1 protein-coding gene and 2 pseudogenes are annotated in these 1,224 nt (G+C 58.9%); all 3 read right to left on the reverse strand.

The genetic code is table 11. From position 1 onward, the window contains the following. Nucleotides 1–213, reverse strand: a pseudogene (locus AB4Z23_RS27100) (amidohydrolase); the annotation flags it as partial. Nucleotides 214–283: 70 nt separating this feature from the next. Further along, nucleotides 284–1,063: an amino acid ABC transporter ATP-binding protein gene (locus AB4Z23_RS27105; RefSeq protein WP_441361135.1), complete on the reverse strand. Its 780-nt coding sequence runs from the start codon at nt 1,061–1,063 to the stop codon at nt 284–286. Further along, a pseudogene (locus AB4Z23_RS27110) lies at nt 1,060–1,224 on the reverse strand (amino acid ABC transporter permease); the annotation flags it as partial. The pseudogene AB4Z23_RS27110 and the gene AB4Z23_RS27105, both read right to left, overlap by 4 nt.

Consider the following 1,224-nt stretch of genomic DNA (forward strand, 5'->3'; position numbering starts at 1 on the left):
GTTCTTGAGCGTGGCGACAACGCCATGCCCGCCAACATTGCGAGTTACCGTATAACCCCAGCTTTGGAGCTTTTCGGCAACATAGCCGGCGGTTTCGGCTTCTTCGAAGGAGAGTTCCGGGTGGGCATGGAGATGCTGGCGGGTGGTCTTCAGCTCGGCTTCCATAGCCTCGAAATCGGAGACGCGGGCGTAGAGATTGTCTTGGCTAGGCATGGGATATCCGGACTTTTCAGATTTTGAACAAAAGACCCCGGCCTTTCGGCCGGGGCTAGTCGGGGAGGACTTAAAGGAAGCGCGCCAGGAAAGCCTGCGTGCGCGGATGTTGCGGATTGCCGATCACGTCCTTGGGCTTGCCTTGTTCGACGACCACGCCGCCGTCCATGAACACCACCCGGTCGGCCGCTTCACGGGCAAAACCGATTTCGTGGGTGACGACGATCATGGTGAGACCCTGCTTTGCCAGATCCCGCATGGTCGTCAGCACCTCGCCGACCAGTTCCGGATCGAGTGCCGAGGTCGGCTCGTCGAACAGCATCAGCTTCGGCTTAATCGCCAATGCGCGGGCGATCGCCACACGCTGCTGCTGGCCGCCGGAGAGCTGCCGCGGATAGGCGTCCGCCTTTTCCGACAGACCGACGCGCTCCAGAAGTTGCCGGGCATTTGCGGTCGCATCCTTGCGGCTCTCACCGTGAACACCGACAGGAGCCTCGATGATGTTCTGCAGCACCGTCATGTGCGGGTAGAGATTGAAACTCTGGAACACCATGCCGATCTTGCGGCGCTGTTTGGCAATGCCTGTGGGCGACAGCTTTTCCAGATGGTCGTTCTTCACCCGGTAACCTATCTGCTCTCCATCCACCTCGATATATCCTTTCTGGATATCTTCGAGATGATTGATACAGCGCAGGAAGGTGGATTTGCCCGAGCCGGACGGTCCCAAAACGGCCACGACTTCGCCCGGCATGATATCCAGGTTTATGCCTTTCAGAACTTCGAGCTGGTCGAACGACTTGTGCACGTCACGAGCCTGGACGAGGGGCTTGGTGGTATCGACGATAGTCAATGGCTTGCCTCCTCTGTGACTGCGGCAGGCTTGGCGGTTGCGCCGTTGCGCCGGTCGCTGCGGCCGTAATAGGCTTCGATGTATCCTTGGCCTATGTTAAGGACCGAGGTGATGAGCAGGTACCACAGGACAGCGACCAGCAGCATCGGGATGATCTCGAA

This window comes from Agrobacterium sp. MCAB5 (assembly GCF_052114365.1).
Classification (GTDB): domain Bacteria; phylum Pseudomonadota; class Alphaproteobacteria; order Rhizobiales; family Rhizobiaceae; genus Agrobacterium; species Agrobacterium tumefaciens.